The sequence below is a fragment of the Kitasatospora sp. NPDC059747 genome (assembly GCF_042732955.1).
Taxonomy (GTDB): domain Bacteria; phylum Actinomycetota; class Actinomycetes; order Streptomycetales; family Streptomycetaceae; genus Kitasatospora.
On sequence record NZ_JBHWGV010000065.1, the window covers coordinates 34,403 to 35,601 of the forward strand.

1 pseudogene is annotated in these 1,199 nt (G+C 74.0%); it reads right to left on the reverse strand.

From position 1 onward, the window contains the following. Positions 1–117: 117 nt before the first annotated feature. Positions 118–1,113, reverse strand: a pseudogene (locus ACFV4G_RS26270) (transketolase C-terminal domain-containing protein); the annotation flags it as partial. Positions 1,114–1,199 lie beyond the last annotated feature (86 nt).

Here is a 1,199-nt window from a genome sequence, read left to right on the forward strand (position 1 = left end):
CGGGGGGGGCGGGGTGGGTGTGGTGGTGCTCCCCTTCTCTTTGATTCTGGGTGTGGGTGGGGGGGCCCCCGGGGGGCCCCCCCCCGGGGGGGGGGCCCCCCCCCCCCCCCCGAGGGGCTAGCGGTTGACGGCTTCGAGGGAGCGCAGGGCGTTGTGGGCCTCGGCCACCACGCGCTCGGCGGTCAGGCCGAACTCCTCGAACAGCACCTGGTAGTCCGCGGAGGCGCCGAAGTGGTCCAGCGAAACGATCCGGCCGTGGTCGCCGACCAGCTCGCGCCAGCCCTGGGCGATGCCGGCCTCGACCGAGACGCGGGCCTTGACCGACGGCGGCAGCACGCTGTCGCGGTAGGCCTGGTCCTGCTCCTGGAACCACTCGAAGGACGGCAGCGAGACGACGCGGGTGGCGATGCCCTCGGCCTCCAGGACCTCGCGGGCCTTGACGGCCAGCTGGACCTCGGAGCCGGTGCCCAGGAGGATCACCTGCGGGTCGCCGTTGCCGGCCTCGGCCAGGATGTAGCCGCCCTTCGCGGTGCCCTCGGCGGAGCCGAAGACCTCGCGGTCGAAGGTCGGGACGTTCTGGCGGGTGAGCGCCAGGCCGACCGGGCCGGGGTGGCTGGTCTGCCGCTCGATGACGGTGCGCCAGGCGACGGCGGTCTCGTTGGCGTCGGCCGGGCGGACCATGGACAGGCCCGGGATGGCGCGCAGCGAGGCCAGGTGCTCGACCGGCTGGTGGGTCGGGCCGTCCTCGCCGAGGCCGATGGAGTCGTGCGTCCAGACGTAGGTGACCGGCAGCTTCATGAGCGCGGCCAGGCGGACGGCCGGGCGCATGTAGTCCGCGAAGACCAGGAAGGTGCCGCCGTACACGCGGGTCCTGCCGTGCAGGGCGATGCCGTTCATGGTCGAGCCCATGGCGTGCTCGCGGATGCCGAAGTGGATCGTCCGGCCGTACGGGCTCGCCGACTTCAGCGGGTTGCCCTCGGGGAGGAAGGAGCTCTCCTCGTCGATGGTGGTGAGGTTGGACTCCGCGAGGTCGGCCGAGCCGCCCCACAGCTCCGGGACCACCGCGCCGATCGCCTTGAGGGTCTCGCCGGAGGCCTTGCGGGTGGCGACGGGCTAGACCCCCGGGGGGCGCGGGTCGGGCGTTTTCCCCCCCACCGCCCCCAAGCCGGGCGGGCTGGGGGGGCACTAGACCGCCCCGT